The organism is Actinospica acidithermotolerans, from assembly GCF_018139625.1.
Lineage (GTDB): Bacteria > Actinomycetota > Actinomycetes > Streptomycetales > Catenulisporaceae > Actinospica > Actinospica acidithermotolerans.
Window position 1 is genome coordinate 152,165 of record NZ_JAGSOH010000003.1, and the last position, 26,836, is coordinate 179,000.

The following is a 26,836-nucleotide window of genomic DNA, read 5'->3' on the forward strand; positions in this document are numbered from 1 at the left end:
CCGCTCGCGGTCGCTCCTCCAGCCGTGCCTGGAGAAGCGCGAGCGGGCGCGCCCGGGGTGCCGACGATGTCTGCCTGGAAGGTGGCGGCGCGGGCGGAGCAATAAATCAGCCACCTGCTCCGCCTGGATGGACGGAGCCATCGCGGGCAGCCACCGTCACGCTCTGATGCGAGTGCCGGGGGGCGGCTAGATTCACGCATCATTTCTGCACGGTTCTGCTTGGTATCTTGATTAATCGACCAGGAGTGAGCAAGATGAGGTCGTAGAATCACGAGACCCGAGGGCCGCGGGCGGTCTTGCGCCGCACGCGGTCCTCTCAGCGCAGAGGGAAAAGCGATCCGACGCATGGTGAACCATCTGAGGGAGACGATCCGCCGGCACAAAGCCGGTGCCGCGGAAGGCGTGTACTCGGTGTGCTCCGCGCACCCGCTGGTCCTCGAGGCGGCTATCCGGCAGACCCTCGCCGACGGCGGGTACCTGCTGGTGGAGGCCACCTCCAACCAGGTCGACCAGTTCGGCGGGTACACGGGTATGACGCCCCCGGAGTTCCGCGACCTGGTTTTGCGCCTCGCGGACCGACACGGGCTCGACCGCTGGCGCGTCGTGCTGGGCGGGGACCACCTGGGGCCGAACCGCTGGCGCGACCGGCCGGCCGAGGAGGCGCTCGCGCTCGCCGAAGAACTGGTCGCCGCGTACGTTTCCGCCGGCTACACGAAGATCCACCTCGATTGCAGCATGGCCTGCGCCGGAGATCCCGAGCCGCCCGGCGACGAGCTCGTCGCGGCACGCGCCGCCCGCCTGCTGCGCGTCGCCGAGGAGACCGCCTCCCGCGCGGGCGCTGCCGACTCCGTCTGCTATGTCATCGGCACCGAAGTACCCGTGCCCGGCGGCGCGCACGAGACACTCGGCCGTCTCACCGCCACGCCCGCTTCCGCCGCCCGCCACACCCTCGAGCGCCACCGGGAGGCGTTCTCCGCGCTCGGACTCGACAGCGTCTGGCCGCGCGTCGTGGCCCTCGTCGTGCAGCCGGCGGTCGAGTTCGACCACCTGCAGGTCATCGACTACGACCGCTCGGGAACGCGCGAGCTCCGCACCGTCCTCGAAGACGAGCCGCACCTCGTCTTCGAGGCGCATTCCACCGATTACCAGACCGCGGCACACCTGACCGAGCTCGTCGAGGATCACTGGGCGATCCTCAAGGTCGGGCCCGGCTTGACGTTCGCGTTGCGCGAAGCGCTCTTCGCGCTCGCCCGCATCGAGGCGGAACTGCTGCCCGCCGACGAATGCTCGGATTTGGCCGAGGTCGTCGACGAGGTCATGGTCGCCCGCCCCGGATACTGGGAGGGCTACTATCCGGGGAGCCCGGCGGAGCAGAAGATCGCCCGCAGCTACAGCTACAGCGATCGGCTGCGCTACTACTGGGCCGACGCCGAAGTAGAGGCCGCCGTGCAGCGGCTCTTCGCGAACCTCGCTGCCATCGAGATACCGCTCCCCCTGGTCAGCCAGTTCCTGCCGGAACAGTATTCGCGCGTCCGCAGGGGGGAACTCACCGCGACGCCGCACGAACTCGCGATCGACCGGGTACGAGACGCGTTGCGCACCTACTCGGCGGCGACGACCGCTGCCGGCCGCGCAGCAATCGAGACCACCGAAGACCGGGAAGCCGTTCATGTCTGACGCCGCGGCACTGACCGCCGATCTCTCGAGCACGGCCACCTACCGCGAAATCATCCAGCAGCCGGATGTATGGCGGGAGACCGCGCGGATCGTCGGGGCGCAGCGCCCTACGCTCGACGACTTCCTCGCGCCGCTCCTGCGCCGAGAGGATCTGCGCGTCGTGCTCACGGGTGCGGGAACGTCCGCGTTCATCGGGCAGATCGCCGCGCCGTCACTCGGCGCGCGGCTCGGCCGGCGGGTCGAGGCGGTGGCCACCACCGACCTGGTCTCCCACCCCGGCGCCTACCTGCCGCAGGACGTCCCGACGCTGCTGGTCTCGTTCGCCCGCTCCGGCGACTCGCCCGAGAGCACGGCGGCCACGGAACTGGCGGACCGCTTCTTAGGCGAGGTGAGCCACCTGATCATCACCTGCAATCCGGAAGGCGCTCTCAATCGCGCCCACAAGGCCCGCCCGGGCTCGTTCGTCCTGCTCATGCCGGAGCGATCGCATGACGACGGCTTCGCGATGACTTCGAGCTTCACGTCGATGCTGCTCGCGGTGCTGCTCGCCTTCCGCGGTGACGACGATGTCTCGGTCGACGCGCTCGCCGGCGCGGCCGAGCAGTTGCTGGCCCAGCGGACGCGGATCGCGGCGCTCGCCGACTGCGTCCCGCAGCGGCTGGTCTACCTGGGCGGCGGTCCGCTGGCCGGGCTGGCCCGCGAGGCGGCGCTCAAGACGCTCGAACTGACCGCCGGCCGAGTGGTCGCCTACCACGACTCGTCCCTGGGCTTCCGTCACGGGCCCAAGGCCGTGCTCAACGCCCACTCGCTCGCCGTCGTCTTCCGGTCCGCCGACCCCTACAGCGGCGCCTACGACGAGGACATCGTCGAGGAGCTGCGCGGCACGCTCGGGCGGAGCAGGGTGCTGACGGTCTCGGTCGGCCAGGCGGGCGGGCCGCAGTCCGCGAGCGCGAGTGCGGATTGGACACTGGCTGGGCTCGAGGCGCTCGACGACGCGTATCTCGCCGTGGTCTACATCGTGTTCGCGCAACTGTTCGCGCTCTACTGCTCGGCCGCGCTCGGGCTCACTCCGGACAATCCGTTCCCGCGTGGGGACGTGAACCGTGTCGTCAAGGGAGTGACGATACACCCGCTGATCGATGCGCCCGCGCCGGACTGCGCGGCGGAACGCCGCCCGTAAGGGTATTGAGAACTGCGCGGCCGTGCCCGGTCACTTCGCATGCGGTGGCATGCGGGCTGACCGGGCGGCGGTCGCCGGGACCCAACGGCCGCGCCGCATCACTGCACGCACCGTCAGGTCGTCGTCCAAGTGCACGAGGTCGGCCGCCCGCCCGATGGCGATCTGGCCGCAACTGCCGTCGAGACCAAGCGCCCGAGCCGGGGTCGAGGTCACGGCGGCGAGCGCGTCCAGGAACGGGACGCCGCATTGCACCGCGGTCCGCAGTGCCCGATCCATGGTCAGCGTGCTGCCGGCGAGCGAACTGCCGTCGCTCAGCTCGGCCCGTCCAGCCGTGACTTTCACCTTCAGCGATCCGAGCAGGTACTCACCGTCCGGACTGCCCGTCGCGGCCATAGCGTCCGTGATCAATGCGAGGCGGCCCGTCGCCGCGGCCGCGGTGCGGCGCACTGTGGCAGGGTGCAGATGGACGCCGTCCGCGATGAGCTCGATGGTCACCGATTCGTGATCGAGAAGCGCGGCGACCGGCCCCGGGGGCCCGGCCGAGGATCGGGGGCATCCCGTTATAAAGGTGCGTAGCCACGCTCGCCCCCGCCGCGATCGCCGCGAGGGTGGTTTCGTAGTCGGCGCCCGTATGGCCGATCGCTGCCACGACACCGGCCGCAGTGATCTGCTCGATCGCGGAAACAGCCTCGGGCAGTTCCGGCGCCAGGGTCATCAACCGCAGTGACCCGGGGGCGGCATCGAGCAGTGCTGCGATCGCGGTCCGGTCCGGTGCCCGCAGGGCCCGCGGGTCGTGTGCGCCGCAGTGCCGAGCGGAGAGGAAAGGCCCTTCGAGGTGGACGCCCGCCAGCGTGCCGTTCGCGACATACGGCGCCAGCGCGCGCAGCCGGTCTTCGAGAACGTCTACGGGGGCTGACACAAGGCTGGCGAGCATGGTGGTGGTGCCGTGTGCGAGATGATGACCGGTGACGGCGTCGACCGCGGTGCCGCTCGCCTCGTCGAAGCTGAAGCCCGCGGCGCCGTGCACGTGCATGTCCACGAAGCCCGGCACGAGCCAGTGTCCGCTCATGTCCTGATCCGCCGGGCCGGTCGGCGTGCCGCTGCCCAGCGCTGAGATCCGACCGCCCTCCACCTTCAGCCATCCGGGCACGAGTACCCGGCCCCCGGCTGCGATCCGCGCGTTGGCGAGGATCATCGAGCGCACGTCTCGGCGAGCAGTTCGTGCGCGAGCAGGGCGCTGCCGAGACTCGCGGCCCGATCGCCGAGCGCCGCGCGCAGGAGCCGGGGCCTGCGCTGAAAGCTCAGGTTCGCGGTAAGCCGCTCGGCCACGGGCGTCATGAGGGCGTCGCCCGCTTCGGCGAGACCGCCCCCGAGGATGACGGCCTCCGGCGCTAGCACACTGGCGACCCAGGCGAGAGCGCCGGCGAGGGCGTCGAGAGCCTCATTCCACGTGGTGAGCGCCGAGGAATCGCCGGCTCCGGCCAGTGCCACGACCTCTTCGGCGCCGGCGACCGGCCGACCGCTCCGTCGCGTGTAGCGGCGAGCGATGGCCGCGGCGGAGGCAATCGCTTCGAGGCAGCCGGTAGCGCCGCAGACGCAAGGCTCGCCGTGACCGACATCGGTGTGCCCGATCTCGCCCGCGTACCCGCCGGCGCTGTAGGGCCGCCCGTCGAGGATGAGCGCGGCGGCGATTCCGGTTCCGATCGGCACGAACACCACGCTGCGGAGGGTTCGGCCGCTGCCGAGCCGCGCTTCGGCCAAGCCTCCGACACGCACATCGTGACCGAACGCCGTCGGCAAACTCAGCCGCTCGGCGACCATGTCGCGCAGCGGCAAGTCGGACCAGCCGAGATTCTCCGAACGCATCGCGAGCCCGTCCGCATCCGCGACGACGCCCGGCACCGCGAGGCCTACCGCGCTCACCGGGCCGGGCGCCTGCTCGGACAGGGTCGCGACGCATGTGGCGATCGCGTCCGTGAGACGCTCGCCGATGTCCGCACCCCGACGCGGCGTCGGGCTCCGGAGGCCGGCGACGATCCTCCCGTCCGGGGCCGTCAGCACGCACTTGATGCTGGTGCCGCCGACGTCGACACCAGCTGCCAGCGGGTTCTCGGGCATCCTGATCCTTCGGAGTCTGAATCGGAATCGATGAGGCAGAAACGGCGCGTTCGGCACGCCGTCCTCTCGGGCCAGTGCAGCCTACATGCGCGATTCTGCTCAGTCTACATCTTCGTGCGCATCATCACGCAAGACGCCGATCGGCCCCGAACGCGCAGAACCGATCAGAGGAGGCCGCGAGGGTGGACGGTACGAGCCGGTTGCGGGCACTGCGCCGGGTGACGCTGCCGCTCGCCTGGCCGGGCGTCGTCACCGCGCTGATCTTCACCTTCATCGCCGCCTGGGACGAGTTCGTGGTGGCGTTGATCCTGACGAACAGTCCGTCGCACCAGCCCCTGGCGGTCGCCCTCGACAGCTACATCGGCGGCTACCAGATCAACTGGGGCCACCTGTTCGCCGCGTCCGCGGTGGCGACCGTGCCGGTGATCATCCTGCTCGCCCTGATCGAGAGGAAAGTGGTCTCCGGTCTGACGGCCGGCTCGATCAAGTGACCAGGCAGAGGGCGGCCGGCGGCTTACGCCGTGACGACGCGGACTCCGGCCGCCGTGAACCGCTTCACAAGCTCGGGGTCCGCCTGATTGTCGGTGACCAGTACGTCCACCCGGTCGATCGTGCGGATCCGGGCGAAGGCCTGCTTGCCGAGCTTCGTCGAGTCGGCCACGAGGATGACCTGGCGTGCGCGGTCCGCGAGCATCCGGTTGATCATCGCCTCGCCCTCGTTGTGCGTCATCGCGCCCAGATCCGGATCGATCGCGTCCACCCCGAGCAACGCGACGTCCAGCTGCAGTTGATCGAGCATTTCCGCCGCGAGCGGCCCGGTGAGCTCATACGAGCTGGACCGGGCCACGCCGCCGGTCACCACGATTTTGATATGCGAGCGGACGGTGAGCTCGTAGGCGATGTTCAGGGCGTTGGTCACGATGGTCAGGGCCACGCCGTCGGCCTGACTCGGCGTCAGATCCGCGCGCGCCCCGATCGCGCGCGCGGTCTCGGTGCTGGTCGTGCCGCCGTTGATGCCGATGATCCCGCCCGCCGGAACCAGCGCCGCCGCGGTCTGGGCGATCCGCTGCTTCTCCGCCGGGTGACGGCTGGACTTGAAGCGCAGCGGCAGGTCGTACGACGTGCTGTTCGCGACCGCGCCGCCGTGCGTGCGGGTGAGCAACTGCTGTTCGGCGAGGTACTCAAGGTCACGGCGGATCGTCGCCTCCGACACCCCGAGCCGGGGCGCCGCCGTGTCCACGTCCAGCTTCGAGTCCTCCGCCAGCAGCTCCAGGATCGCGTTCAGCCGCTCATACCGCTTCATGGCGTCACCTTAACCGGTCTCGCGGGCGGCGCGCGTGTGTCATGCGAGGGACGAGCCCGGCGGGAGGCGCACTCACGACCTGCGCCACACCCAAACCGCGATGCTCGCCGAGCCCGGCGTGGAACAGGATGATTTCACCGGACTTCTAGGAGGAGCCTGCGACGCCGCTCGGGTCCTGGTAGACGCGGTCGAGGGCGAGGTACGCACCGCCGCGAGCCGAGGAGGTGAATCCGAGCGAGGACAGTGCGATCTCGCAGCCTCCGGCGTTGGGTGCCATGACGCGCTCCAGAACGCCGGCGCGCACCTCGTCGATCAGATAGTCGCCGAGCTGGGCGAAGTACCCGCCGAGTACCACCAAGCGGGGATTGAGCACGTCGATCAACAGCGACAGGCCGAGCGCAAGGCCCTCGGCGACGCCCGCGAGCGCGGCGAGGGTGCGCTCGTCCCCGGCGGCCGCTCGCTGTGCGATGTCGGCCAGGCGCGCCTCGAGGTCGCGGGACGGATCTTGGACCGGGTCTTGAGCGTCGGCCGCTTCACGAAGCAACGCGCTGAGCCCGATCATGGTTTCCCAGCATCCTGTTCTTCCGCAGACGCAGGGGTGGCCCCCGGGGTCGAGCGGCATGTGGCCGATCTCGCCGGAGTACCCTGCCGATCCGCGCAGCAGCCCGCCGCCGGAGATGATCCCGCCGCCGATGCCCACCTCGCCGCTGACGTAGAGCATGTCGTGGATTTCGGGGTCCGACACCCTGAGGTACTCGGCGACCGCGCCGAGTTTCGCGTCGTTCTCGAGGCCGAACGCCGGCGCCTGCGGTCCCAGCCGTCGGCGAAGCCCGTCGAAGACCGCGACATCGGACCAGCCGATGTTCGGCGCGTATCGGGCTATCCCCTCGGCCAGGTCCACCACCCCGGGGGCGGCGACCGTCACCCCGATGCAGCGGGCACCCGAGCCCTCGACCGCGGCGAGCGCCTCCCGGATGAGACCGGCGAGCGCGTCGAGCACAGCCTCGGGACCGGCTGCCCGGACATCGAGGGGTAGCCGGCTCTGGAAGACCTCGTCCCCGCGCAGGGTCAGCGCCACGACGCAGAGGTAGTCGACACAGATTTCGGCTCCGATCCCGCAGAAGGCGCGGCCGTCGATCTCCACGGTCAATCCGGGCCGGCCGATCGAGCCGAGGCGTTCCTCCCTGCTCTCGGTGACCAAGCCGAGGTCGGCGAGTTCACTGACGAGGCCGGTGATCGTCGGCTTGGGCAGTCCCGTGTCCGCGGCGATGCGGCTGCGCGAGCGGGGACCGGAGTCGCGCAACAGCCGCAGCACGAGTCCGAGGTTCGAACGACGGATGGAGGCGCGGTCGCTCGGCTTCGACGCCCCGGCGATCGCGACCGGCTGCGGGGCCGTCTCGCGCAAGTCTGCCTTCACGGTTGCTCCTCTCTCACGTTCTGCGCGTGCGTACGCCCCGTGCATCCGCGCAGATTACCAGGGCTCTGCGTCGCCTGGCCTTGACCCGGTGGCGGCGGTCCGCGTCGCCGTTGCGGAGTCGTTAGCTTCCGGATGGCCGGGTGGCTTGACGCGGCAGCCTTTAGTTTGCATCCTACTTTAACTAAGGACCGGCGCAAGCGGTCCGGAGCGACACCCGCCATGCACCACCAGCACTCGAAGAGGAGTCAGAACGTGCGCAAGCGTTGGATAGCGGCGGCAGCTGGGGTCGCCGCGGCGGCCACTTTCGGTCTGTCCGGCTGCAGCTCGAGCGGAACGAGCGGAACGAGCGGTTCGACACAGGGTCCGGCATCGGGGCCGGTCTCGCTGACTTTCTGGGGCTGGGCTCCCGGCTATCAGCAGTCGGTCGCGCTGTGGAACAAGTCCCACCCCGATATCCAGATCGACTGGGAGACTGTCGCGCCAGGCAGTAAGGGTGGCTACACCAAGATGCTCACGGCGGTGAAAGCGGGCAATGCGCCCTGTCTCGCGCAAGTCGGCTATGAGACGCTGCCGAGTTTCGCCGCTGCCGGGGCGTTGCAGGACGTGACGCAGTACGCGTCGCCCGACCAGGGCCAGTTCGCCGCGTGGACGTGGAACCAGGTGACCATCGAGGGCAAGACCTACGGCATCCCGGTAGACGCCGCGCCGATGGCCCTGCTGTACAACAAGACGTTGTTCGCCAAGTACGGCATCACCGCACCGCCGGCGACGTGGGCCGAATACTCCGCGGACGCCGCGAAGATACACCAGGCGGATCCCAAAGTCTACATCGGCTACTTCGGCAACGACGCGTACAACTACGCGGGCCTCGACTGGCAGGACAACGCACCCTGGTTCACTACGCCGAACAGCTCGTGGCGGCTCGGGTTCACCAGCTCGGCGGGCGAGCAGGTCGCTTCCTATTGGCAGGGTCTGGTCTCCCGGCACCTGTTGAGCACCGACCAGAGTTACTCTCCCAGCCTCTACAAGGACATGGCCGCGGGCAGGATCCTCTCCGACGTCAACGCCGTCTGGGACGCGCCGCTGCTGGCCTCCTCGGTCGGCAAGTCGCAGTCCGGCCAGTGGGCCGTCGCGCCCATGCCGGTGTGGAACGCTTCCGCGCCGGCGTACGGCAACGACGGCGGGTCTGCGACTGCCGTACTGAACGGCTGTAAGGACCCGCAGCAGGCCACGGAGTTCGCGGATTGGATGAGTACGGATTCCGGCAGCGTCACCAACCTGATCGACGTCACCGGGATCTACCCGGCGGCGACCTCCGGGCTGTCCAATCCCGCCCTGTCGGCGCCGAACGCCTACTACGGCAACCAGGTCGTCTACGACGTTTTCAAGGCGGAGATGCCGCAGATCAACACCAGCTGGCTGTGGGGGCCGACGATGACCCAGGTCTCCACCGACCTCGGCAACGATCTCGGCTCCGTGGAGACCGGGTCCCAGACCGTCGCGGGCATGCTGGGCGACGTGCAGTCGAAGACCGCCGCCCAGTTGACCCAGCAGGGAATCTCGGTCTCCGGCGGCTGATCCCGAACACCGATCCGCCGGACGCGGCCGTGTACGCCGCGGTCCGGCGGTGCCCCGGTCAGGCGGGGGACCGCCGCACCGGTTCCCCGCCCTCGCCTCCCCGCCGCACGTGATGGCCCGGAAAGGCCCCCGCCATGACAGCACACGCCCAACCGCGCGAGCTCCGCACGGACAACCGGGTTTCCGGTCGCCGTCCGCTCGCACGAGCAGCCGCGAGCAGACGCAATCGCAACATCGCGCTGCTCTTCCTCACGCCCTTCGCGCTGCTCTTCCTCGCCGTCTACATCATCCCCATCGCCTACACGGTGGATCAGAGTCTCTATAAGCTTCGCCACGACGGGCTCGGACTGGGTGCGCCGACAAAGGTCTTCAACGCCCTCGGCAACTACGCGGACGTGCTGCGAGATTCCGCGTTCACCGGCTCGATCGAGCGCGTCCTGCTGATCGGTCTCGTGCAGGTGCCGATCATGCTGGGCCTGGCCCTGCTGCTGGCGCTGCTGCTCGACGCCAGGAGCACCGTCCTCAAGCGCTTCTTCCGGCTCGCCTATTTCCTGCCCTACGCGCTGCCCGGCGTCGTCGGTTCGCTGATGTGGGCCTATCTGGTGGACCCGGGCCTGAGCCCGATCACCGCGCTGGCCCACGACATCGGGTGGAACCTGAACCCGACCTCGAGCCGCATGCTCGCGCCGACGATCGGCAACATGCTGACGTGGGGCTGGACGGGTTACAACATGCTCATCATCTATTCGGCGCTGCAGGCCATTCCGCCGGAGCTGTCCGAGGCGGCGAGGATGGACGGCTGCTCCGCCTGGCGCATCTCCTGGCACGTGAAGATACCGATGGTACGCCCGGCACTGATCTTGACGACCGTCTTCTCCATCATCGGCACCGCGCAGCTCTACAACGAGCCTGCCACGCTCCAGACAGTGGCCCCGAACGTCGGCAGCAGCTATACCCCGATCTTCGCGGCCTTCACCGCCGTGGCCGATAACGACTTTCCCTACGCCGCAACCGAATCGGTGATTCTGGCCTTGCTCACCCTCATCGTGTCGTTCGGTTTCCTGCGCCTGGTCCAGCGCACGGGGAGCATCCGATGAGCACTCTCCAGATCGGCTCGCGGCCCCGGGCCGCCTCCACGAGCCCGACCCGGCGGAGCACGCCCCGGCGCTCCGACTCCTCACGCTGGCTGATCCTGGGCGTGATGACGATCAGCGTCGTCTACTTCCTCGCCCCGGTCTGGTGGCTGCTGGTCTCCTCGACGAAATCCGACTCGGGCCTCTTCTCCGGAAACGGCTTCTGGTTCAACGGATTCCACCTTTGGTCGAACATACGCTCGGTCTTCGCCCAGGACAACGGCATCTACGCGAGATGGCTGCTCAACACGCTGGTCTACGCAGGGCTAGGGGCCGCGCTCAGCACCCTGTTCGCCAGCCTGGCAGGGTACGCGTTGGCAAAGTTCCCCTTCCGCGGTTCGGGGGCCCTGTTCAACATCGTGCTCGCCGCCGTGCTCGTGCCGCAGCCGCTCCTGGCGATCCCGCTCTACCTGCTCTTCTCTCCTGTCCACCTGGTCAACACCTACTGGGCAGTGCTGATCCCCAGCATGGTCAGCCCCTTCGGCGTGTACCTGGCGCGCATCTACGCCGCCGCATCCGTCCCCGACGAGGTTCTCGAGGCCGCACGCCTCGACGGGTCCGGGGAGGTGCGCACCTTCTTCCAGATCTCTCTGCGGGTGATGTCGCCCGCTCTGGTGACGATCTTCTTGTTCCAGTTCGTGAGCATCTGGTCCAACTACCTGCTTCCCGCGCTCATGCTGGCCAACGAGAGCCTCCAGCCGGTGACAGTCGGCATCGTCGGCTGGCAGCAGCAGCACGGCAGCGGCAATGCGGTGCCCACGAACGTCGTTATCACGGCCGCCGCACTCTGCGTGGTCCCATTGGTGATCTTGTTCCTCTCGCTGCAGCGGTTCTGGCGCAGTGGCATGACGTCGGGAAGCGTGAAGTAGCACGATGACGCACTACAGCAAAGGGCGGCCTGTCCGCGCCCAGTACCATCTGCGTTACCAGATTCTTCCGGCCGCGCAGCGAGAAGAGACGGTTGCGGAAGCCAAGGCGCTGGCCAAGGCTTGCCAGGAACTGGAGATCTCCGAAGTCGTCCTGCTGCTCGGCGCGGAGGACGTCTTCGAGGGGCATCTTGCCGGCGCGCAGGAGGACCGGTGGTACGTCACCGTCGAAGCCGCTCTCGCCGTGCTCACCGAGGCGGGCCTCTCGGTAAGCCTGAATCCCTGGGCCACCGTGGGGCACGCCGACCGCGGCCGGGTCGACCGGCTCGGGTTCTCACCCATGGTTTCACCCACCGGCCAGAGCGCTTCGGGACAAGCCTCCTTCGCCTGCCCGCGCTGGCGCCGGTGGATGGTGAACCACTACGGCCGCTTCGCGGAACTCGGATTCAGGGTTGTCTGGCTTGAGGATGACTTCCGCTTTCACAACCATGCTCCGCTCGAGTGGGGCGGCGGATTCGAGCCGCTGATGCTCGAGCGCCTGGCCGCGCTCGTCGGCGAACCGGTGACGAGGGAGCGAGTCGTGGCCGCGGTGACGCACCCGGGTGAACCGCACCCGTGGCGCGCGCTGCTCCAGCAAGTGTGGCGTACCGCCCAACTCGAGGTGGCTGAACTCGTCGCGGCCGAGGTGCACCGTCGTTCTCGCGGCAGGTCGGAAGTGGGTCTGATGAGCTCGCGACTCGACAAGCACTCGGTGGAGGGCCGCGACTGGAAAGCGCTGTTCGAGGCACTGACCGTGGAGGGCCGCGCCACCCACCGGCCGCACTTCGCCTGGTACAACGACTTGCCCGGAAACCGCTTGGGCGCACAGCTATGGCTCCTCGAGGCGCAGCGAGCGTTGCGGCCGCCTGCTGTGCGCAGCGAGCCGGAGATTGAGAACTGGCCGTACACGAGTTGGACCAAGTCTGATGTGCAGACCTGGTCGGAGATGACGGTGGCCCAGTTCGCCGGGTCGGACGCGCTCCTGGTCAACGCCTACCCGAACAACGAAAGGCGCGTGATCGAGCGCTATCCACAGGTGAGCGGGCTGCTGCGGCGATCGCGCCCGGCGCTGGACTGGATCGCCGAGCGCTACCCGCGAGATCACGAGTCCTGGGGGGTGGGCGTGCCTTTCCCGCCTGCCGCCGCGACCCACCTGCGCACGCGAGCAGGGGGCGATCTGAGCGCGTTGGAGATCGATTCCGGGCCGGCCGCCGACTATCTGCTGCGCAACGGAATACCGGTGACCTCGCGCCCCGCACCGGTGAATGCCGTGTTCGGCGGGATGGCGTGGGCGCTCAGCGACGAAGTGATCCTGAGGCTGCTGGGCGGCGGACTCCTGGTGGACGGTCTGGCGGCCGAAGTCCTCTGCAAACGCGGCTTCGGTTCCCGCATCGGCGTCGATGTAGCAGCGATCGTGCCACGCGACCCACGGCCGGAACGCGGCGCACAGCCAACGCAGACGCCGTATACGGGCGAGCGTGCGGTAGAACCGAACCTCGCGCGGGACCTAGGGCTAGAAAACAGCATGTTGAGTTTGAATGTGCAACCCGCGCTGGCCCGGCTCGAGCCGCGGGAAGGAGCGACGGTCTGGACCGAGGTGCTGGCCGGGGACGGCAGCCGTTGGGGCGCGGGACGCACCGCTTTCCCCAACGACATCGGTGGACGGGTCGTCGTCCTGGCCGCGACCGCACCCGATGCCCTGGCCGGCAGCGACGCGGCGCAGCGCCTGCTGCATCATACGATCCGGTTCCTCGAGGGCGAGCACCCGGCGATGCCGCTGGTGAGCGGCGGACCGCATCTCTTCCCGCACCTTTCGCGCAGCCACGGCACGACTCGGCTGGCGGTCGCCAACGGCAGTGCGGATCCAGCCCGGGTCGAAGTCGACATCCCGCGCATTCCAGACCGGCCCTCGGCGACCTTGCTGCGGCCGCTGGCCGCTCCGGTGAAGGAGCCGGTCCGCGCGCAGGGGCGGATTCTGCGTCATGAATCCGAACTCTGCCATCGTGGGTGGCTCGTGCTTGAGTGGCCGGAGCCGGTCGATGACTAACGGACGGCGGCCGGTCCGGTGCTGTTGCGGACGACGAGCTCGGGCGACAGCAGCCTCCTCGAGCCGGATTCGGCATCCGGCTCCGCGATGGCGCGCAACAGCGACTGGACCGCCTGGCGAGCCATCTCGCGCTTGGGGATCGCGACGGAGGTGAGCGCGGGCCAGGTGTGGCGCGTCTCGAGGCCGTCGTCGTGCCCGAGGACGGATAAGTCGCCGGGCACGACGCGGCCGGCCGCGCGCGCGGCTTCGAGCGCGCCGAGGGCGAGCACGTCGTAGGTGGCGAAGAGCGCCGTCACGTGCGGGTTCGCCGCCAGCGCCAGGGACGCGGACGCGAAACCCGCCGCCGGCGTGGCCTCGGACGCGTACCGCACCGCGTCATCCGGCAGGGCGATCCCGTCCGCGGCGAACGCCCGCCGGAAACCGGCTATCCGGACGGAATGCGTACGCCCGGCAAGCACGGCGACATGCTCGTGACCAAGTTCGCGCAGATGACGGCCCGCCAGAAAGCCCGCCCGTTCGTAGTCGATGGTCACGACCCGATAGCTCTCCGGCACCTCGGTCTCCCACGCGCACAGCACCACGGGAAAGCGGGCGTCGGCGAGCAGCGGCAAGTGCTCGATCAGATCCGCGTCCCCTGCGATCAGCAGCGCATCGACGTTGCGGCTCGAGAGCCCGGCCAGGTGCCGGCGCGCGCGTTCCCCGTCGAGCCGGGTGGTACACAGCAGCAGGTGGTATCCATGCCGGTCGAGGGCGTCCTCGACCTCTTCGATCAACTCGGCATAGAAGGACCCGACGACGGTCGGCACCAGCAGGCCCACGGTCATCGTCGTGCCGGTCACCAATGACCTGGCCACGAGGTTCGGGCTGTATCCGAGCTCAGCGATCGCGGCGCGGACCCGGGCCTCGGTCTCGGGGCCCACCCGCACGCGGCCGGTGACGACGTTGGACACGGTCTGCTTGGTGACACCGGCGTGACGGGCCACGTCCTTCATCGTCACCATCGCGTTCCCCTCCGCACTCATCATCTCAGACCGGCAAGAAACTAGGTCGAAGATCGCACACTGTCAAACAAGAAAACACGAAGAAGATCTTTCGTATCTGCTTGTTTTACCGGTCAAATTAGCAGTATCTTCCTTGCACCGCGCGCTAGAGAGCGCGCGATGTCTGATAACAAGGAGTTTGCGTGCAAGCTCACCGTACCCGAAAAAGGATCATGGGCGTCGTGGCCGCCGGTGCGTTGGCCGCCTCGGGACTGAGCACCGTGACCGCGGTCTCCGCCGCGGCCGCCACTCCGGCCGGCGCGACCTACACTGTCACCGTCGGCTCGACCGGGAACTTCGGCAACCCGGACGACAGCCCGGCCGACGGCTTCATCGACAAGGACGGCACATTCCACTACCAGTCCTCGCACGCCGACTATGCCGCGAGCGCGGGGCGCGCATGGGACTTCTTCACCGGCACGGACTTCGACACGGCCACCGCGGACACCACCCTCGACGACGCGGTCAACCCGGCGAACTCCGAGGACAAGAACAACGACACCACCTGGCGCTGCAACAACAGCCCGACAGGACTCGAAGCAACGTACGCGCCCACCCTCACGACGCACGCGGAAGCGAACTACTGCGACCTCATCGGGATCTGGGTCGATCCGGACACCGGTGACTGGTACGGCCTGGTGCACAACGAGTTCACCCCCGAGCCCTACGGCGACGATATCCACTTCGACGACATCGACTACGCCGTCTCCACCGACCAGGGCCAGGTGTGGACGATCGAGGGCCACGCGATCACCTCCCCGTACGCGACCGAGCGCGAAGACGGCACCGCGTTCCCCAACCAGACCTACGACTACGGCGACGGCGACCCGCGCCTGTTCGTCGACACCGCATCAGGCTATTTCTACGTCTTCTACGGCTCGCGCCTGGTCGACAAGGGCGGGGTGTGGCAGGACAGCCTCGAGCATGTCGCACGCTCCCCGATCGCGGACAAGATGGCGACCGGCTCGTGGGAGAAGTACGACGACGGCTCATGGTCCCAGCCCGGCATCGGCGGCCTGGAAAGCAACCTGGTCCCGGTGGGCTCGACCAATCCCGACGGCAGCGCCAACAACACCGGCTATACCCCGTCCTCCGCGGAGTACAGCCCTTCGACTACCGGCACCGTCGAGGCGCAGATCGCGGCGAACGAGATACCGAGCAAGTCGCCGCTGTTCGCGATGAACATCGCTTACGACGCATATCTGGGCCTCTACATAGGTGAGCCGGAGGTCGTGAACACCTCGACGCCCGAGCCGCAGCAGTTCTACGTCACTGACAACCTCGCCACCGAACAGTGGCGCCTGGTCGGCGACACCGGGTCCTTCACGTCGGACTCCTGGTACCGGTGGTTCGTCGACTCGGCCTCGGCGACACTGACGAACTCCGTGGTCGGCGAGAACTTCCGCTCCTACTGCGCGGTCTCGTGCAACGGCACCTCCGGCGGCCAGTACGCGAACATCACACTCGACTCGAGCAGTCCGGCACCTTATCCGTTCAGCACAACTGAGATGTACCAAATCGCGACCGGCGACGGTCAGATCCTCGCGCAGGTCTCTGGCGGCACGGCTACTGCGTCGCAGAGCTCCTCGAGCGGAAGCATGCTGCAGGACTGGACCTTCGTGCCCGACGGCGACGGCTCCTACCAGATCCTCAACGCCGCCACCGGCGAACTCCTCGGCGTCGACGCGTCCACCACCGCTTCACGCTCCTGGGGCTCCGCGCCGACTGTGACCGCGTCCGGCAGCACCGGAGCGACCGTCGGGCAACAGTGGTGGATCATCGCCGACACCGACTCGGCCACGGGAAGCCAGACCGGCTCCTACCGCCTCGTCAACCGCTACAGCGGCTTGGTCCTCGCACTGACCACCGGCTCCGGCGCGAGTGCCGAGACGACTCCGGCACGGTACTGGTCGAACGCGACCGGCAACTCCGTCGGCGGCAGCCGCACCGCCAACGAGCAGACGCTCACCATCACAGCCGTCGGCGCGGTCACCGGCACCGTCACGCTCGCCTCCATCGGCACGCAGAACTGGACTGAGGGCAGCCCGGTGAGCATCCGGGCGAACGCGACCTCCTCGACCGGCCAAACCATCAGTTACTCGGCCAGCGGCCTGCCCGCCGGCGTCTCGATCGCCTCGTCGACCGGCCTGATCAGCGGAGACCCGACCAGCACCGGGAGCGGCAAGGCGACCGTCACCGCCACCGCTGGAGGCGCCTCGAACCAGACCACGTTCTCCTGGACGGTAGCGGCAGGCGCAAGCCTCAACGGCACGCACGTACTGTCGATCTCCGGAAACGCGCTCGACGACCCTAACTGGTCGACGAGCGAGGGCACGCAACTGGACACGTGGACGGCCAACGGTGGTGCGAACCAGAACTGGGTCTTCACCGAGCAGTCGGACGGTTCGTACCAGATCGAGAACGCGTACTCGAACCTGTGTATGGACGACGACGGCGGGTTCACCACTGTCGGCGACCCTGTGATCCAGTGGGCGTGCACAGGCAACAGCAACCAGCACTGGACGGTTGCCCTCCAGCCGAACGGCTCGTACGAGCTCACGAACGTCAACAGCGGGCTGCTGCTGTCGACGGCGTCGACAAAGAGCGGAGCGCTCGTGACGCAGCAGACGAACACAGGTTCCTCGCTGCAGCAGTGGGCGCTCAACTGAGTCGTCGATCAACTCGAGTGAGCGGGTTCCCGGACGACGCGTGCGCCGTCCGGGAACCCGCCCGGGAGCACACTGGTATCAGTCGATCCCCCGATCACCTCCGGACAAGCCGCTTACTGGGCTCCCGGCGAAGTGCACGCCACCGGCACCGACACCGGGCTCACCGCGATCGCCCTCGAAGGCGGCCCAGTGACGATCTTCGACCCCGAAGAACACTGACTCCGCCACCCACACCACGAAACGACGCCCCCGGTTCATCGTGCTCTCCGCGCACGCGCTGTTCTCAGACACTGCCGATGTAGTAACCTGATTCGTCGCAGGTTCCCAGCAGTGGGGGGTATGGGAAGCAGATGTCGATGAGCAGTGGCGCGTACTCGGCGCCGTCGGTCGACGAGTCGGGGATCTATCAGACGGAGTACACCGGGGGGCCTGCCGCGCAGCAACCCGCGGGCGGCGGCGCGAGCGGGAGCTCGGGTGGCGGGGGCGGGTCGAGCCCGAGTTTCCAGGTGCAGAGCGACGGGATGCGCGCGCAGGCCGCGGTGATCGCCGATTGCGGTTCGCGGGCCGCCCAGGTGCTGACCAACCTGCGGGCCGCGCTGGTCTCCGGCGGTGAGCCCTGGGGTACCGACGACCTGGGGAAGAAGTTCGGCCACAGCTATACCGGTCCGGCGAATCAGGGCTTCGCGAGCATCGCGGGTCTCGGCGCCGCCCTGACGAACGTCGCCAACCTGCTCGCGGCCCAGGCGGACAACTACGACAAGGTCGAGCAGCATCTGACGGACCGGATGAACAAGATCGGTGAAAGCCTCGGCGGCGCCGCAGCCGGCTCGGGGGCGGGGACGTCGGCGTGAACATCGACGGCGTCGACATCTCCCTCGACAACCTGACGCAGGACCTGCTCGAGCTGCTCGTCGGCGAACGCTGGCCCAATGGCGACGAGGGGGCGATGCGTTCGCTCGCCTCGGCGTGGACCGACGCGGCCTCCCAGCTCGACGAGATCCGGCAGACGGCGTCGGCCGCGGCGCAGCGGGTCGGCGAGTACTGCCAGGGCGCGAACGCCGACGCCCTCAAATCGTTCTGGTCGGCGAACTTCGACGACGGGCAGACCAGCTGGCCGGCCGGCGTCGCCCCGGCCGCGCTGCCCTTCGCGGTGCAGTTCTGCAAGGCGATGGCCAGCGCCCTGACCGCGGGCGCGAACCAGATCGAGACGACCAAAGACATGATCATGGGGAACATCGCGATCCTCGTCGCGACCGTGACCCCGCAGATCGCGGCAGGCTTCTTCGACTTCGGCGCCACGGACGCCACTGCCGTCGCCGAGGTTCTGGCGGACCGGACCGTGATGCAGGCGCTGCTGGACGGCGCCAAGGACCTGATCGTCGAGATGGTCGAGCAGGCCATCGAACAGGGCCTGATGCAGGCCGAGCTCGCCTTCGTGATCCAGTTCAAGGAGGTGATGGAGGGGCACGCCGGCAGCATCGACTGGGGCCAGGTGGAGCAGGCGGGCATCTCCGGCGCGGAGGGCGGAGCCATGGGCGCGGCCTTCGGCTTCGGTATCGGCAAAGCCGGCGGCAGGATCTTCGGCGAGGACTTCGGAAAGTCCTTCGCCGGACGCGCGGCCGCCGGCGTGGCCTCCGGCGGGCTGACCAACGCCGGTCTCGACCTCCTGCAGAACGGGAAGATCTCGGCCTCCGACTTCGCGAAGGGGTCCCTGGCGGGCGTGCTCGGCGGCATGGGCGGAGCCGAGGCCGCGGCGGGTGAGAAGCCCGCCATCGACACCGAGAACCTGCCGACCGAGCTGGACACCCCGAACGTGCGCACGCCGGATCTGACGGCCCCGCAGGCGACCGACGTGCCGACGGTGGACGCCGGCGCCCGAACAGATCTCAGTGGCCTGGCTATGCCGACGGCCGACCACGGCACCCCCGCCGGCTTGGACAACACCGCCCTGGGCGCCGATACGCCGGGAACGGGAACTCCCGTGCGCGCCGACCTGAGTGGCGGCGTCTCGGTCGACCCGTCCCAGGCAGCCGTGGCCGCATCCTCGGTCGGGCACATCCTCGGCGGAGGCACCACCGAGAACGCCGGCGCAGGCATGAGTACCTCGTCCGGATTCTCCGAATCCCCAGCGGCCACAACGAGTGCGACCGCATCCGGCAGCGCCCCCGCTGAGACGCGCGGCTTCCAGGAGCCCACGAGCCTCGGCGGCATCCGCTCGACCGACGCGATGCCGACGTCGGCGCGCTCGGACCTCGCGACTTCTGGCGGGTCCGGAGGCCTTGGGTCCGTGAGTGAGCCACCGGCCTCCGCGCGCGCCGATTCTGCGAGCTCTGGCGGATCAGGTTCCGGGTACGCGCAGGGTGGCGAGTCGCCGACTTCGGCGCGTCTGGATACCGGGGCCACGACCACGTCCGGCGCGGCGGTGAGCGATCTGGGCGCGGGGGCGAGCGTCGGTTCGCGTGCCGATTCACCGGGTGCGGGAGACGCCGGTATCTCGGCTCCCGGAGATACGGCCTCGTCAGGCCGGCAGTACTCGGATAGCAGTACCGGCGACCCGGTCAGCGGTGGGCTGCCCCTGACCGAGGGCGGCTCCATGCTCGGCGGCGCGAGCGCGGTGCGCGACGGCGGCGCCGAAAGTAGCTTCTCTGGCGGGGCGAGGGCGGACTCCGGCCTGGGCGACGCGGCGGGGCGGGGCGCGGGACCGGGCGATTCGAGTACCGGAGCGGGCGGCGGGTCGTCGCCCGGACGGTTCTACGGTGGTCGCGGCAGCGTCCTCGACCGGACGGGTACCTCAGCGGGTTCGGCTGATCGCTCGACGATCCCGGACGCCGAGAGTACAGCCACGTCGCCGGACGCATTGAATCTCACCGAACGGCAAAACGCGGACCGATTCGCGAGCAGCACGTCCGAGCCGGGCATGGTCGACCCAGCCACGCGGGAGTCGGTGGCCGATCCGACCTCGGGCGACTCCGCGGTAACGCCGAGTCGTGCGCGCGACGATATATCAGCGCAAGCGCAGGAGCCACGAGACGCGGTCACCCCGTCGGACCCGACCGGATTCGAGCACGCGACCGATCCGAGCGGATCAGGGCAAGGCGCGGACACGGCCCGATCCGAGTACACGGCTGATCCGAGCGGATCCGATCATGCTGCGGACCCGACCGGATCCGAGCACGCGACCGATCCGAGCGGATCAGGGCAAGGCGCGGACCCGGCCCGATCCGAGTACACGGCGGATCCGAGCGGATCCGATCATGCTGCGGACCCGACCGGATCCGAGCACGCGGCTGAGCCCGCAGATGGCACTGTCTCCGCGGGTGGCACTGTCACTGCGGATGACTCCGGTGCGCACGAATCGCAGTCGGACGACGCCGCGGCCGCCGCTTCCGAGCAGGCCGGCCCCCTCGCCGACGGCTCACATCCGGACACAACCGGGCCAGAGCAGCCGGACCAGCCGGAGCGGACCGCGGAACCGGAGCCGAGCGCGCTGCCGAGCGATCCCGCGACGTGGGCCGATGGTGCCGAGCCGGTTGCTTCCGCCCGTGACGTCACGCAACCGGAGTCCACTCCGAGTTCCGACGCGGGCGCGAAGCCGGAGGCGGCCATGAGCTCCGATACCTCCGCGAAGTCCGACACGGTCGCTTCGAAGCCTGATTCCGGCAAGCCCGACGCGTCTGGGCCCGGTGCTTCGAAGCCGGACGCCGCCAGGTCCGATGCGCCCGGGAACGCAGCCGACCGCGGTGTGCCCGATGCTCGCGGGCAGGAACAGCCGCAGCCGTCGTCGGACGGGGCCGGGCGGCGGGACGGGCAGGATGGTGCGGGCGGTCCGGCGCCGAACGCCGGCAACGACGCGGCCGTCCTTATCCCGAATCAGGTCGGCGGGCCGGTACACGACCCGTCCGCGGAGACGACCGCCTGGGCGCCGCCGAACCAGGCCGGCGGGCTTTCCGACCGGCTGGCGCAGGTCAACTCGCGGGCGCAGGCGGGCGACCGCGGGATCTCGATGTTCTCCGATCCGGAGATGGCCGCGCTCGCCGGGCGGGTCGAGCCGGATCCGAACGGCGCTTTCGACCTCAACCTGCACGGCGATGCCACGGGCGGCGTCTCCGGGCTCGAGCGGCTCAGCCCGCAGGACCTGCTGGACCTGGCCAACGCCAACGGACACCGGCCGGGGCAGCCGTTCCGGCTCACCTCCTGCGAGGCGGGCGCCCTCGACCACGGCTTCGCCGCCGAGCTCTCCCGGATATCCGGCTGCAAGGTCATCGCCGCGGACTCGCTGGTGTGGACCGACTCGGCCGGGCACATGTTCGCCAGCGGGAGCCACGTGGACGGCTTCGGCGAATCAGTGCCCGATATCCCGCCCTCGGGCCGCTGGGTCGAGTTCTCGCCGGACGGCACGAAGCTGCCGGTCGGCGAGAACGGCTTCCCGCCCGGCCAGGAGTCCGGCTTCGGCGGCTGGAACAGCCCGGTCGGCGACGTCCGTGCCCGGGCCGCCGATATCGCGCAGTGGAATCCGCCGAGCACGGAGCGGACGCTCAAGGTCCCCGACGACTCGGAGCCGGCGCTGCGCCCGCTCGCGCCCGGCGAGCGGTTCGCCGACCGTTCGGATCTTCCCGCGTCGGCCAAGATCAATGTCGTCGACACGAACGGCGAGCCCCGCGGCGCCTTCTACACCGACGCGAACGGGAAGATCACCCATGCGGAGCTCCCGGTGCCCAACACCCGGCACGGGCAGGAGCAGACGCCGCCGAACCCGGGTCCGACGTACCAGCGCCACGGACTGAGCGAGCAGAACGTCATCGACGGCTCGAATCCAGACGCCGCCACGCCGCCGGGCGACGCCACGGTCAAGTACACGTGGAACGACCGATCAGCCGTCTTCAAGACCGATGCGGAGGGCGAGCCCCAGCCCCCGGCTGTCTGGGACTCCAAGTTCGACCCCTCCACCCCGCCGAAGGACACCTTCAAGCTCGGGCCGAGGAAGTCCGTGTTCAGCATCAAGCCGGGTTCGCTGGAGCCCGGCACGCATTACCGGGCTGAGCAGACCCCGCGGGGAGAGAGCACCCCGCGCATCACCGATTTCTGGACCGACGGATCCGGCAAGATCGTGGCCGTCGACACGTGGCGCGGCCGGGACAGTCCGGCCTCGGCGGACGACGGCGGGTGGAATCCGAACCTCGGCGCGTACGGCCAGGCCAAGGGCCCGGACGGCATGCGGTTCCAGCCGGGCGTGACCTTCCGCGTCGATGGAAAGGTCGGCGTGACCGACGGGTTCGGACGCATGACCGGCATGTCGCTGGACCACGGCGCCGAAATCGCGGATCCGCTGAACCCCAGCGTGCGCAACGAATCGGCGCAGGGCGAGTCGAACTCGTTCGGCAAGGCCGAGTACCCCGCGGGCTCCTGGGACGGCGGGCACAAGTATCCGGCGGCGGTGGGCGGGCCCTCAGAGCCTTTCAACTACTTCCCGCAGGACCGCGACAGCAACCAGGGCAACGGCGCCGATGCCGAGGGCTCCTGGTGGATGGACGAGATGGACACGGTGGCCGCGGTCAAGTACCAGGAGGCCACGGTAAGCGGCTGGGATATCATCGAGAGCCACGACACGGGTACGCCGGGCGACCCCACGGCCGACCCGCCCACGCCGCCCGCGTTCAACAAGACGCCCGAGAACGTCATCGTGCGCAAGACCTACCGGTTCCCGCGGCCGGACGGGACGCCCGGGCCACCCAGGACGACGATAAGGTTCACCACCAATGTCCAACCCTGAGCAGCAGCCTCCGGTGCCGGAGCCGGTGGAGGACGACGAGCGGCCGGAGCGCGATCCCGAGCGGGTCCACGCCGCCGTCGCGGAGCTCGTCGCCTTCCTGCGGGCCGGGGCGTCGGCCGGGTCACAGAGGCTTGATCTCACGGCAAGAATGGTCGCGGACGTGGTCGAGACGGAGCTCTACGAGTCCCTGGGCGACGGGTCGACCGGGCCCGCGGCGGTCGACGAGCCCCGGCTGTCCGAGCTGCTCGGGGAGCTGCGCGAGGCCGACTACGACCCGGACGAGGACGGCGCCTGGTTCTCGCTGCGCCTGTACGTCCGGCCCGATGGCCCCGAGGACGAATGGTGGCAGGCCGTGGACCATTTCCGGGAGCCGTCCTGGCGGGTGCCGCCCCCGGACGCGAAGTACGGCGAGGATCTCAAGCGGTTTCCCCGCGAATACTCCGAACTGCCCGACTGGCTGTCCGCGAAGGCGCCGGACGCGTAAGCGGTTCGCCGCGAGCACGTTCGGGTTCGCGGCGCCCGCGGCCCGAGGAAGAGACCCCGAGGAATCACACCATGGATGCCAGCCCCGACCCAGGTCCCGAGAACACGCCCCCGGATCCGCTCCCGCGGGAGGGGTACCCGAACGGACGGGCAACGATCGCTTCGAGCGTCCTGCAGTACGCCCCGCCCGGTTGGAAGAGCGTGAGTCTCGCGTACCGCGCGGTGGGCCGCCATGCCGAGGCCGAGGCCGAGGCCGAGATGCTCGAGGGCTCCCGCGTGCCCTGGGACCTGCCCGCCGGGCTGCTGGAATCGATCCGGCGGGTGCGGCTGAACCAGAGCGGCCGGTGGGGGACCTGGCACCGGCTCGACCTGACCGTCGAGTTCCCCACGACCGTCGTCTCGGTCGACTTCGACTGGTACGGCGAGCCCGAATTCCGGGAGCGGTGCCCGCTCGCCGAGTATCGCAGAGAGCTTTTTAAGCTGTACCAGGCCCCCGACCGGCTCCCGCCCTGGATCGTGACCCGGTCCGCGCTGCCGAAGAACACCATGTCCCGTTACACATGGGCTCCCGGCGACCGCGTCGAGCCGGTGCCCGCTCCGGAGCCGCCCGTGCAGGTCTCGGGCCCGGCGCCTGAGGGAATCGTGGCCGCGCTGCTCCCGCTGCTGCCCGAGGGCTGGGAGACGGTGTCGTACGAGGTGCTCGTGCTCGGCAGCCAACAGGAGCACCAGCTTCTTGCGACCCTGCCCGACGGAACGCAGGACGCTCCCGAGATCCCGCTCGAACTCATCGAGGCCGTCGCCGCGCAGCGCAGCGCCGACCACACGCGGGAACGCGGCGCCTGGCTGGGGCTCACGCTCGATCTGGTCCGCGACGGCGCCTCGTCGATGGTGCTCGACTACTCGACCCGTCCGATGTGGCACCAGGTGCCCCCGGACGACGTCTACCCCGAGGAGCTGTGGAACTTCCCGAGGACGGACGAGGCGATTCCGACGTGGCTGCGCTGGCGCGGCGGGCTCGAGCTCGGGCCGGAGGCGATGCCGGCCATCCCCGCCGCCCTCACCGAGCCGCAACTCCAACGCACCCGCGCGACCGAGACGGTTCTGGCGGAGCGCAAGTACCACGAGCCGCTGCAGCCCGAGGAGATCGAGCGGGTGGCCGCCTACCTGCGCGGCGCACCCGTGGTGCTGACCACGGCCGCCGGGGAAAGGGATCGGGTGTTCCCGGACCGTTCGGAGCACGTTCCGCTCGGCTACCGCACCGACGGCACCTGGATCTGGCCGCAGGACGCGGTCTACTACCTGGAGCTGGATCAGGTCAGCCCGGACCCCCCGCTCCTCAAGCACATCCGCGAGCTGGACTACACGGTCCCGGACGTGTCCGGGCACGTGCTCACGGCGGCCTACGCCCAGCTGATCGACTGGATCGAGGGCCCGTCGTGAGCCCGGCCGAGGAGCCCGGCAGCCAACCCGCGAACGGAAGCGCAGACGCCATGGCGAACACCCCGATCACCCGCCCGATCACGAGCTTCACCGTGCCCTGGGGCCTGCTCGGACCGCTGACGTCCGCGGCTCCCGAGGACTGGGCGGAGGTGTCGTACAAGGCCAGCGTGCTGGGCTCAGTGCTCGAACATACCCTGCTCGCCGTCGACAAGGCGGGCATCACCTACCGGATCGGCGACAAGGACGCGATCGGCGCCGCCGTGCATGAGCTGCGCCGCGCCGAGTACACCCCGGCGAACGGTCCCTGGTTCGGCCTCACGGTCACGCTGAAGTCCGACGGCGCGCGGTTGATGAGCCGCCGCTACGGCGCCGCCCCCGCGTTCGAGCAGCCGGTTCCGGACGACGCGTACGCCGAGGACTTGCGGGTGTTCCCGCGCGAGGACGCGGCGATCCCGGACTGGCTGCGGCAGAAGGCAGGCCTGGGAGAGGCTTCGGCCGCGGGTAAGGGCGAGCCCGTACCCGCGGCCGAAGCGGCGCCGCGCCGCGCCAAGGTCTTCGACAGCGTCGACCAGGCGACCGGCATGCCCCTGGTCAGCCGACCCCGCCTGCGTGACGAAGAGATCCCCCGCGTGCTTGAGTACCTGAACGCCGGACCGGTGTTCCTGTTCGCGAGCTCCTTCGACAAGGACGTCTACTTCCCGGACAACCCGCCCGCCGTGCCCCTGAAGTTCGCCACCGACGGCACGTGGATCTGGTCCGGAGCGGTCGTCTACTACCTGGAGAAGTACGGCCTGCCCCCCGAACCCGAACTGCTCGCGCACATCCGCGCCCGGGACTACGCGCTGCCCGAGGTCTCCGACGCGGCCAAGGAAGCCGCGCGCGACGTCGTCACCGGCAGAGGGCCCTCTGGACCGAACTGACGGCGCTCGCGCTCTATCGGATCCGCGGTGTGGTCCGACCTGGGATCGTTGGGGTGGCGGAGGTCTGGCGTTGAAGACACCGCATCACGAACGGTTCGCAGCAACTTTAGGCCGAGGGCGCCCGTCCGCGAACGAGTACCGGCGCCGCGCGCCGGTACTCGTTCCCGCCCGGCTGCTCAGTGGGAGAAGCGGATGTCGGGCAGGATGCGGGCGAGCCATCTCGGGCAGGTCCAGGCCGCGCGCCCCATCAGGCGCAGCAGGACGGGTAGCAGCACGAGGCGGATCAGGGCGGCGTCGAGGAAGACCGCGACCCCGAGGATCACTCCCATCTCCTTGGGCGGCAGCGGTCCCGAGAGGGCGAAGGTGAAGAAGACCGCGACCATCACGGCCGCCGCGGCGAACACGACGCGTCCGGAGTGGCGCAGCGCGCCGACCACTGCCGCGCGCGGGTCGCCGGTCAGCTCGTAGTGCTCCTTCGCGGCGGCGAGCAGGAACACGGTGTAGTCCATCGCGATCGCGAAGATCATCGCGAAGAAGAACACCGGGGCCCAGCCGTCCAGGAAGCCCTGCGAGGTGAAGCCGAGCAGGTTCGCGCCGTGGCCCTCCTGGAATATCAGCCGACTGACGCCGAACGCCGCGCCGGTCGAGAGCAGGCTGGCGAGGGTTCCGGCGAGGGCCGCGAGCGGTGCGCGCAGCGCGGCGAGCAGCAGCAGGAACCCGAGCGACATCACCACGCCGATCACCAGCGGGGTCTTGGCGGTCAGGGCGGATTGCAGGTCGAGGTTCTCCACCGCCGCTCCGCCGACCATGGTGTGCGCGGGCAGTTCGGCCCGCAGCCGGTCGACCGTCGCACCCAATGCCGGGTTGGACGGATCGACCGTCGGCATGGCCTGGATCAGGCTCCAGCCGGAGCCGTCCGCGGCGGCCTGGGCCGGGGCGACGGCGGCGATCCCGGCGGTGTGCCCGGCGGCCGCGGCCGCGGCGGACGCCTCGTTGCCCGGCGCGAGGATCTGCAGGGTCCCCGGCATTCCGGCGCCGAAGGCCTGCTGGACGGCGGCGTACCCGGCGCGGGAGGACGAGTCGGCGGGCACGACGGTGATCGAGGGCATCGCGGTACGCAGGCCGAGCACCGGGGAGGCGAGCGCGAGCAGGATCA

At 69.5% G+C, this 26,836-nt stretch carries 19 protein-coding genes and 1 pseudogene; 13 read left to right on the forward strand and 7 right to left on the reverse strand.

The annotated features are described in order from the left end of the window. The first annotated feature begins 345 nt into the window (after positions 1-345). On the forward strand, positions 346-1,677 hold the full coding sequence (locus tag KDK95_RS02355) for a D-tagatose-bisphosphate aldolase, class II, non-catalytic subunit (protein WP_249160039.1): 1,332 nt from the start codon (positions 346-348) through the stop codon (positions 1,675-1,677). Beyond that, positions 1,670-2,857 carry an SIS domain-containing protein gene (locus KDK95_RS02360; RefSeq protein ID WP_212516293.1) on the forward strand — a complete coding sequence of 396 codons (1,188 nt, stop codon included), beginning with the start codon at positions 1,670-1,672 and terminating at the stop codon, positions 2,855-2,857. Before KDK95_RS02355 ends, KDK95_RS02360 begins: the two co-directional genes overlap by 8 nt. A 30-nt stretch (positions 2,858-2,887) precedes the next feature. On the opposite strand, the gene KDK95_RS36660 is transcribed toward KDK95_RS02360, so the two are convergent. Genes KDK95_RS36660 through KDK95_RS02375 form a run of 3 tightly spaced genes read right to left on the reverse strand, consistent with a single transcriptional unit; the run spans position 2,888 to position 4,975 of the window. Continuing rightward, positions 2,888-3,304, reverse strand: coding sequence for an amidohydrolase family protein (locus KDK95_RS36660; RefSeq protein WP_212516294.1), 417 nt, complete (start codon positions 3,302-3,304; stop codon positions 2,888-2,890). Beyond that, on the reverse strand, positions 3,222-4,052 hold the full coding sequence (locus tag KDK95_RS36665) for an N-acetylglucosamine-6-phosphate deacetylase (protein ID WP_212516295.1): 831 nt from the start codon (positions 4,050-4,052) through the stop codon (positions 3,222-3,224). Before KDK95_RS36665 ends, KDK95_RS36660 begins: the two co-directional genes overlap by 83 nt. Next, entirely contained in the window at positions 4,049-4,975 is a 927-nt protein-coding gene (locus tag KDK95_RS02375; RefSeq protein WP_212516296.1) for an ROK family protein, read from the reverse strand. The genes KDK95_RS36665 and KDK95_RS02375 overlap by 4 nt, the downstream gene beginning before the upstream one ends. A gap of 167 nt (positions 4,976-5,142) precedes the next feature. Between KDK95_RS02375 and KDK95_RS35465 the strand changes: the two are divergent. Further along, positions 5,143-5,466 (forward strand): annotated as a pseudogene (locus tag KDK95_RS35465) (carbohydrate ABC transporter permease); the annotation flags it as partial. 23 nt (positions 5,467-5,489) lie between these two features. On the opposite strand, the gene KDK95_RS02385 reads toward KDK95_RS35465, so the two are convergent. Together KDK95_RS02385 and KDK95_RS02390 are read right to left on the reverse strand one after the other, a co-directional pair. Beyond that, positions 5,490-6,278, reverse strand: coding sequence for a DeoR/GlpR family DNA-binding transcription regulator (locus KDK95_RS02385; protein WP_212516297.1), 789 nt, complete (start codon positions 6,276-6,278; stop codon positions 5,490-5,492). Between the two features lie 145 nt (positions 6,279-6,423). Continuing rightward, positions 6,424-7,695, reverse strand: a complete 1,272-nt coding sequence (locus KDK95_RS02390; protein WP_212516298.1) for an ROK family transcriptional regulator — start codon at positions 7,693-7,695, stop codon at positions 6,424-6,426. Positions 7,696-7,947: 252 nt separating this feature from the next. Here KDK95_RS02390 and KDK95_RS02395 point away from each other — a divergent pair, with 252 nt between their 5' ends. The 4 genes from KDK95_RS02395 to KDK95_RS02410 all read left to right on the forward strand — a co-directional run bounded on the left by KDK95_RS02395 (position 7,948) and on the right by KDK95_RS02410 (position 13,358). Next, positions 7,948-9,273: an ABC transporter substrate-binding protein gene (locus KDK95_RS02395; protein ID WP_212516299.1), complete on the forward strand. Its 1,326-nt coding sequence runs from the start codon at positions 7,948-7,950 to the stop codon at positions 9,271-9,273. 134 nt (positions 9,274-9,407) lie between these two features. Further along, positions 9,408-10,370: a carbohydrate ABC transporter permease gene (locus KDK95_RS02400; RefSeq protein WP_212516300.1), complete on the forward strand. Its 963-nt coding sequence runs from the start codon at positions 9,408-9,410 to the stop codon at positions 10,368-10,370. After that, complete coding sequence (locus KDK95_RS02405) at positions 10,367-11,275, forward strand: carbohydrate ABC transporter permease (protein WP_212516301.1); 909 nt, start codon at positions 10,367-10,369, stop codon at positions 11,273-11,275. Before KDK95_RS02400 ends, KDK95_RS02405 begins: the two co-directional genes overlap by 4 nt. A gap of 4 nt (positions 11,276-11,279) precedes the next feature. Then, entirely contained in the window at positions 11,280-13,358 is a 2,079-nt protein-coding gene (locus tag KDK95_RS02410) for a hypothetical protein (protein WP_212516302.1), read from the forward strand. Here the strand turns inward: KDK95_RS02410 and KDK95_RS02415 are convergent. Beyond that, positions 13,355-14,359: a LacI family DNA-binding transcriptional regulator gene (locus KDK95_RS02415; protein ID WP_212516303.1), complete on the reverse strand. Its 1,005-nt coding sequence runs from the start codon at positions 14,357-14,359 to the stop codon at positions 13,355-13,357. The two genes, KDK95_RS02410 and KDK95_RS02415, sit on opposite strands and share 4 nt — an antisense overlap. Before the next feature lie 182 nt (positions 14,360-14,541). On the opposite strand from KDK95_RS02415, the gene KDK95_RS02420 reads away from it, so the two are divergent. The 6 genes from KDK95_RS02420 (at position 14,542) to KDK95_RS02445 (ending at position 25,680) form a co-directional block, all read left to right on the forward strand. Then, the gene (locus KDK95_RS02420) at positions 14,542-17,067 is read left to right on the forward strand and encodes an RICIN domain-containing protein (protein WP_307844087.1); all 2,526 of its coding nucleotides are present in this window, start codon (positions 14,542-14,544) and stop codon (positions 17,065-17,067) included. 350 nt (positions 17,068-17,417) lie between these two features. After that, positions 17,418-17,918: a hypothetical protein gene (locus KDK95_RS02425; RefSeq protein ID WP_212516304.1), complete on the forward strand. Its 501-nt coding sequence runs from the start codon at positions 17,418-17,420 to the stop codon at positions 17,916-17,918. After that, positions 17,915-22,837: a WXG100-like domain-containing protein gene (locus KDK95_RS02430; protein WP_212516305.1), complete on the forward strand. Its 4,923-nt coding sequence runs from the start codon at positions 17,915-17,917 to the stop codon at positions 22,835-22,837. Before KDK95_RS02425 ends, KDK95_RS02430 begins: the two co-directional genes overlap by 4 nt. Beyond that, positions 22,824-23,321, forward strand: coding sequence for a hypothetical protein (locus tag KDK95_RS02435; RefSeq protein ID WP_212516306.1), 498 nt, complete (start codon positions 22,824-22,826; stop codon positions 23,319-23,321). Before KDK95_RS02430 ends, KDK95_RS02435 begins: the two co-directional genes overlap by 14 nt. A gap of 71 nt (positions 23,322-23,392) precedes the next feature. Beyond that, positions 23,393-24,760 (forward strand): hypothetical protein, encoded by a 1,368-nt coding sequence (locus tag KDK95_RS02440; protein ID WP_212516307.1) that lies wholly within the window; start codon positions 23,393-23,395, stop codon positions 24,758-24,760. Between the two features lie 50 nt (positions 24,761-24,810). Beyond that, the gene (locus tag KDK95_RS02445; protein ID WP_212516308.1) at positions 24,811-25,680 is read left to right on the forward strand and encodes a hypothetical protein; all 870 of its coding nucleotides are present in this window, start codon (positions 24,811-24,813) and stop codon (positions 25,678-25,680) included. Positions 25,681-25,856: 176 nt separating this feature from the next. Here the strand turns inward: KDK95_RS02445 and KDK95_RS02450 are convergent. After that, a partial coding sequence (locus tag KDK95_RS02450) for an MMPL family transporter (RefSeq protein ID WP_212516309.1) occupies positions 25,857-26,836 on the reverse strand: 980 nt, incomplete at its 5' end.